General features: G+C 72.4%; 6 protein-coding genes. All 6 read left to right on the top strand.

Annotated features, from left to right (window positions below; translation table 11 throughout):
- Nucleotides 1-86 precede the first annotated feature (86 nt).
- The 6 genes from K313_RS0113695 (at nt 87) to K313_RS0113720 (ending at nt 6,158) form a co-directional block, all read left to right on the top strand.
- A complete protein-coding gene (locus K313_RS0113695; RefSeq protein ID WP_240483985.1) occupies nt 87-1,742 on the top strand; it encodes an ABC transporter ATP-binding protein in 1,656 nt (551 codons plus the stop codon).
- Nucleotides 1,739-2,860 (top strand): ABC transporter permease, encoded by a 1,122-nt coding sequence (locus tag K313_RS0113700; RefSeq protein ID WP_029212080.1) that lies wholly within the window; start codon nt 1,739-1,741, stop codon nt 2,858-2,860. The genes K313_RS0113695 and K313_RS0113700 overlap by 4 nt, the downstream gene beginning before the upstream one ends.
- The gene (locus tag K313_RS0113705) at nt 2,857-4,128 is read left to right on the top strand and encodes an ABC transporter permease (RefSeq protein WP_029212081.1); all 1,272 of its coding nucleotides are present in this window, start codon (nt 2,857-2,859) and stop codon (nt 4,126-4,128) included. Before K313_RS0113700 ends, K313_RS0113705 begins: the two co-directional genes overlap by 4 nt.
- 5 nt (nt 4,129-4,133) lie before the next feature.
- A complete protein-coding gene (locus K313_RS0113710) occupies nt 4,134-4,547 on the top strand; it encodes a cytidine deaminase (protein WP_019284179.1) in 414 nt (137 codons plus the stop codon).
- Between the two features lies 1 nt (nt 4,548).
- Nucleotides 4,549-5,343 (top strand): nucleoside phosphorylase, encoded by a 795-nt coding sequence (locus K313_RS0113715; RefSeq protein ID WP_029212082.1) that lies wholly within the window; start codon nt 4,549-4,551, stop codon nt 5,341-5,343.
- Nucleotides 5,344-5,486: 143 nt separating this feature from the next.
- The gene (locus tag K313_RS0113720) at nt 5,487-6,158 is read left to right on the top strand and encodes a hypothetical protein (protein WP_029212083.1); all 672 of its coding nucleotides are present in this window, start codon (nt 5,487-5,489) and stop codon (nt 6,156-6,158) included.
- Nucleotides 6,159-6,272: the final 114 nt, after the last annotated feature.

Consider the following 6,272-nt stretch of genomic DNA (forward strand, 5'->3'; position numbering starts at 1 on the left):
TACGGGGGAGGTCCGCGGTCCATCGATCTGGACCCCGTGATCACCGACGGTAAGGTGATGCGGTCAGCCGCCACGTCCACGACGACGTGACCGAGCAAGGAGCGTGCACCATCGGAACTCCACCCACCTCGACGAGCGCAGACGCGCCGCCCGCCGTCGCCGTCCGCGGGATCACCAAGAGGTTCCCGGGCGTGGTGGCCAACAAGGACATCACCTTCTCGGTCCGCAAGGGCAGCATCCACGCGCTGGTGGGGGAGAACGGCGCGGGCAAGTCCACGCTGATGAAGATCCTCTACGGCGTGCAGCGCCCCGACGAGGGCACGATCGCCATCGACGGCCGCGAGGTGACCTTTCACGGGCCGAGCGACGCCATCGCCGCCGGGGTCGGCATGGTCTTCCAGCACGTCAAGCTCGCCGACAACTTCACCGTGACCGAGAACGTCGTGCTCGGCGCCGAGAAGCTCCACGGCATCGGCGACGGGGCGCAGGCCGAGATCCGGCGCATCTCCAAGGAGTACGGCCTCGGCGTGGACCCGGAGGCGCTCGTCTCGGACCTCGGCGTCGGTGCCCGCCAGCGCGTCGAGATCCTCAAGGTCCTCTATCGCGGCGCCCGCATCCTCATCCTCGACGAGCCCACCGCCGTGCTCGTGCCGCAGGAGGTCGACGAGCTCTTCGACAACCTCAAGACCCTCACGGCCGAGGGCCTGACCATCATCTTCATCTCGCACAAGCTCGACGAGGTGCGCGCCGTCGCCGACGACATCACCGTCATCCGCCGCGGCACCACCGTGGGCAGCGCCGACCCGCGCACCGTCACCTCCCGCGAGCTCGGCGAGCTCATGGTCGGTCGCGAGATGCCCAGCCCGCAGACGCAGGAGTCCACGGTCACCGACCGCGCCGTCCTCGTCGTCGAGAACGTCCGCCTCGAGCGGCCCGGCGGGCGCGACGTCCTCGACGACGTGTCGCTGACCGTCCACGCGGGCGAGGTCCTCGGCATCGCCGGCGTCGAGGGCAACGGCCAGGACGAGCTGGTCGAGGTCATCATGGGCATGCGCGACCCCTCCGCCGGGCGGATCTATCTCGGCGGCAAGGACATCACCGACTGGCCGACGCGGCGGATCCGCGAGGCCGGCGTCGGCTACGTTCCCGCCGACCGCCACCGGCACGGCCTGCTCCTCGAGGCGCCGCTGTGGGAGAACCGCATCCTCGGCCACCAGACCCAGGCCCCCAACGTGTCCGGACCGTTCATCAACGCCCGCGGCGCCCAGCGCGACACGACGCGCATCGTCGAGGACTACGACGTGCGGACGCCGTCGATCCACGTCACCGCCGGCTCGCTGTCCGGCGGCAACCAGCAGAAGCTCATCATCGGCCGCGAGATGGCCCACGAGCCACGGGTGCTCGTGGCTGCCCACCCGACCCGGGGCGTCGACGTCGGCGCGCAGGCCGCGATCTGGGACCACATCAAGCAGGCCCGCCACGAGGGCCTCGCGGTCCTGCTCCTCACCGCCGACCTCGAGGAGCTGCGCGGCCTGTCCGACACCATCCGCGTCATCAGCGAGGGCCGCCTGTCCGAGGAGCTGCCCCCGACCACGTCCCCGGGTGACCTGGGCGCCGCGATGACGGGCGGTTCCGGCATACCGGACCACGTCCCACCGACCGAGCCGACCCGCACGTCCGGGGCGACCGGCGCCACCCGCGCCGACGACCACTCGACCCACCAGCAGGAGCCCACCCGATGAAGGTCTCGCCCCGCGCCGTCCTGCTCGCGCTCGCGGCGCCGCTGCTCGCCATCGTCGTGGCGTTCGTGATCACCTCGCTGGTGCTCGTCGCGGCCGGCGACCCCGTGGGGGCCGTCTGGACCGAGCTGCTGCGCCAGCCGAGCCCCCGACTGATCGCGCGCATCGTCAACGGCGCCATCGTCTACTACCTCGCCGCGGTGGCCCTCGCCATCGGCTTCCGGATGAACCTGTTCAACATCGGCGCCGAGGGGCAGTACCGCGTGGCGGTCTTCGCCGCCGCGGTGTTCGGGGCGCAGGGCTACCTGCCGGGCTGGGCCAACGTCATCGCCACCACGCTGGTCGCCATGCTCGTCGGCGCCGGCTGGGCCGCGATCGCGGGCTACCTCAAGATCAAGCGCGGTGTCTCCGAGGTGATCTCGTCGATCATGCTCAACGCCATCGCGACCAGCGTCGTGGCCTTCCTGCTGACCAAGGCCCGGGACAGCTCAGCCGGCGCCGGCAGCAACGTCACCAACACCAAGCCGCTGCCCCAGGACTCGTGGGTGCCCGGCCTGCAGATCATCAGCGGCACGACCACCAAGGTCTACGGCCTGCTCGTCCTGGCGATCGTCGTCGGCCTCCTCTACTGGCTGGTCCTCGGCAAGACGCGCTTCGGCTTCGACCTGCGCAGCGCCGGCCAGTCCGAGACCGCTGCCATCGCGAGCGGCGTCAACGCCCACCGGATGATCATGTCGACGATGATCCTGTCCGGCGCCATCGCCGGCCTGATCGGGCTGCCGCTGCTGTTCGGCCAGGATCACGCCTACGGCACCAACTTCCAGCCCGGCATCGGCTTCGCCGGCATCGGGATCGCCCTTCTGGGGCGCAACCACCCGATCGGCATGGGCCTGGCCGCGCTGCTGTGGTCCTACCTCGACCAGCAGGGCAACGGCCTGCAGATCAACGCCGGCGTCTCCTCCGAGCTGGTCTTCATCATCCAGGGCGTCATCGTCCTCGCCGTCGTCATCGCCTACGAGCTGGTGCGGCGCGCCAACGTCCGGCTCGAGCAGGCCAAGGTCGCCCGCGACCTGGCGGCGCAGCAACCGACCGCCCCTGCCACCCAAGGAGCCAGCGCATGAGCACCACCGGTGTCGCCCCCGTGACGGACCGGCCGGACCGGCGCAGGTCGGTGCCGCGCCGTCGTCGCCGCCTGTCCGGACTGCAGATCGCCGGGCTGGCGCTGCTGGTCCTGCTGTTCGTTTCGGTCCTGCGCGTCGTGACCGGCGAGAACGACCTCGCCTCCTCCGGTGCCCTGGCTGCCGCCCTCGGCCTCGCCGTCCCGATCGGCATGGCCGGTCTCGGTGGCCTCTGGTCGGAGCGGGCCGGCGTCGTCAACATCGGCCTCGAGGGCATGATGATCCTCGGCACCTGGGGCGCCGCCTTCTTCGCCTGGCACTGGGGCGCCTGGGCCGGCATCGTCGGCGCGGTCCTGCTCGGCATGATCGGCGGCGCGATCCACGCCCTGGCCACCGTCGTCTTCGGCGTCGACCACATCGTCTCCGGCGTGGCCGTCAACCTCATCGGCATGGGCGGCGCCAAGTACCTCGCCGCCCGTGCCTTCACCGGCACCCCCGGCGGTGGCGCGACCCAGTCGCCGCCGCTGCCGCACCTCCCGGACGTCACCGTCCCCGGCCTGTCGCCCGCGCTGACCTCGCTGGAGGGCAAACACATCTTCTTCGTCTCAGACGTGGCGGGCGTGCTCGCGGCCTTCGTGACCAACCTGTCCGTGCTGACGATCATCGCGGCGCTGCTGGTGCTCGTGTCCTGGTGGGTGCTGTGGCGCACCACCTTCGGCCTGCGCCTGCGCTCGTGCGGCGAGAACCCCTGGTCCGCCGAGTCGCTCGGCGTCAACGTCTACCTCTACAAGTTCCTCGCCGTGCTGATCTCGGGCGGTTTCGCGGGGCTCGGCGGCGGCTTCCTCGCCCTCGTCGCGGCCAACGTCTTCCGCGACGGGCAGACCGGTGGGCGCGGCTACATCGGCCTCGCCGCCATGATCTTCGGCAACTGGCGGCCCGGGTCGCTCGCGGCCGGGTCGCTGCTGTTCGGCTACTTCGACGCCGTGCAGCTGCGCGGCGGCGCGGTGCACGCCCTGCTGCTCGTCGTCGGCCTGCTCCTCGTGGCCTTCGGGGTCTGGCAGCTCCTGCGCCGCAACCTCCTCGGCGGCGTCGTCGCGATCGTCATCGGTGTGGGTCTGGGCTGGTCCTTCTTCGCCACCGACACCGTGCCCGGCGAGCTCACCAGCGCCGCCCCCTACATCGCCACGCTGCTCGTGCTCGGCCTCGCCTCCCAGGCCTTGCGGATGCCCGCGGCCGACGGCGAGGTCTATCGCAAGGGCGAGGTGGGATGAGTCGTATGCCGTCCCGCGCCGACGACGTCGACTGGGACGCCCTGCGCGCGGCCGCCGTCAGCGTCATGCGGCAGGCGTACGCGCCCTACTCGTCCTTCCCCGTCGGGGTGGCCGGGCTCGTCGACGACGGCCGGGTCGTCGTGGGCTGCAACGTCGAGAACGCCTCCTACGGGGTGGGGCTGTGCGCCGAGTGCGGCATGGTGTCGGCGCTGCACGCCTCGGGCGGTGGACGGCTCGTGGCCGTGGCCTGCGTCGGGGCGAACGGCGCCCCGCTCATGCCCTGCGGCCGCTGCCGCCAGCTGCTCTGGGAGCACGGCGGCGCGTCCTGCCTGCTCGAGACGCCCCTCGGCGTGCTGCCGATGAGCGAGGTGCTGCCGCAGGCCTTCGGCGCCGAGGACCTCGACCGGGCAGGGGAGTGACGTGACCGAGCCGATCCTGCCCGTCGACCTGCACCTGGCGAGCGACCTGGACGAGCCCGGGGTGCTCGAGCCGTCCGCCCTGTATCCCCGCCTCCCCGACGGCGAGGTCCCCGACGCCGCCGTGATCTGCTTCTTCCCTGAGACCGTGCGCGCGATCGGTGAGCACGAGGGCTCGGAGCTCGCGTTCCGCTTCACGTCGATCATCGGCGGCCAGCCCTGCTACGTCCGTGAGGTGGCGGGGCGCCGGGTCGCGTTCTTCTTCCCCGAGATCGGGGCGCCGCGGGCCGTCATGTTCCTCGAGGAGGCCATCGCCCGGGGCATCACGCGGTTCGTCGCGGTCGGGTCCGCCGGCGTGCTCCTGCCCGACCTCGTCATGGGCCACCCCGTCGTCGTGACCTCGGCGTTGCGCGACGAGGGCACGAGCGCCCACTACGGGGCCGTGGGGCCGGTCGTCGAGGCGGGGGCCTCCGGCATACGGGCCTGCATCGACGCCCTCGACGCGGCGGGCGCGCCGCACGAGACCGGCCGCACGTGGACCACCGACGGCATCTATCGCGAGACCCGGTCCACCGTCGCGCGACGGATCGAGGCCGGGTGCGCGGTCGTCGAGATGGAGGCCAGCGCGTTCCTCGCGGTGGCGGCCCACCGCGGCGTCGAGCTGGGGCAGATCCTCTTCAGCGCGGACTCCCTCGCCGGCGAGGCGTGGGACCACCGCGGCTGGGTCACGGCGGGCGACGCCCACGAGCAGGTGTTCTGGATCGCGATGGACGCCGCCGCGCGCCTGGCAGCCGGCTGAGCCGCACCTGGCAGATCGCTCCCGGTCCGCCTCCGCGCCCAACCGACCGGACCTGCAGCGACGTCGGAGGGAGTGCACCGGGAACGCATGGGGTAAGACCCTCGTTTCTCTGACAGGACGACCGACGACACACGGGAGTGACCATGGGATTCCTCGACCGACTGCTCGGCCGCACGCCGCAGCAGGGACAGCAGCAGGGCTACCAGCAGCACCAGCCGCAGTACGCCCCGCCGCCCGCCGGCTACGACCAGGCGCCCCAGCCGGGCGCGCCGGCACCGGGACAGCCGGGCCAGGTGGGCCAGCCTGGGCAGACCGCCCAGTCCACGGAGGACCAGCAGGCCATCGAGCGTTACCGCTACCTGCTGCGCACCGCCCCGCCGGAGAAGGTCGAGCAGGCGCATGCCGAGGCCTTCGCCAAGCTGACGCCCGAGCAGCGCCAGCAGGTGCTGACCGGCCTGTCGCAGTCCGGCGAGACGCCGGCCGGCGACGACCCGCAGTCGCTGGCCCGCGCGGCGACCCGCGCCGAGATGCGCCAGCCGGGGTTCATGGAGCGCACCTTCGGAGGAGCCGGCGCCGGCGGTGGCCGCGGCGGCATGGGCATGGGCGGCATGGTGATGGGGTCGATGCTCGGCTCGATCGCCGGCGTCGTGGTCGGCACGGCCGTGGCCGGCGCGCTGATGGACGGGTTCGACGGCTTCGGTGACGGCGGCGCGGACCTGGCCGGCGGCGACTTCGGTGGCGACGCTGGCGGTGACGGCGGCGGCTTCGACGGGTTCGGTGACTTCGGGGACATCGGCGGCGGCTTCGACTTCTGATCGTTGCGCACGCTCGTCGCCCGCTCCCAGCACACCTGGGGGCGGGCGACAGCCGTATGCCGGCCGCCCGCCGCCATCCCGCGCCGCCATCCGACGCAACGTGACCCGTCAGGG

Origin of the sequence: Arsenicicoccus bolidensis DSM 15745, assembly GCF_000426385.1 — a bacterium.
Taxonomy (GTDB): domain Bacteria; phylum Actinomycetota; class Actinomycetes; order Actinomycetales; family Dermatophilaceae; genus Arsenicicoccus; species Arsenicicoccus bolidensis.

Excerpts from the sequence above, each read along its gene's own strand:
- K313_RS0113700 (WP_029212080.1), top strand. The coding sequence starts at position 1,739 with ATGAAGGTCTCGCCCCGCGCCGTCCTGCTCGCGCTCGCGGCGCCGCTG.
- K313_RS0113720 (WP_029212083.1), top strand. The coding sequence starts at position 5,487 with ATGGGATTCCTCGACCGACTGCTCGGCCGCACGCCGCAGCAGGGACAG.
- K313_RS0113705 (WP_029212081.1), top strand. The coding sequence starts at position 2,857 with ATGAGCACCACCGGTGTCGCCCCCGTGACGGACCGGCCGGACCGGCGC.
- K313_RS0113710 (WP_019284179.1), top strand. The coding sequence starts at position 4,134 with ATGCCGTCCCGCGCCGACGACGTCGACTGGGACGCCCTGCGCGCGGCC.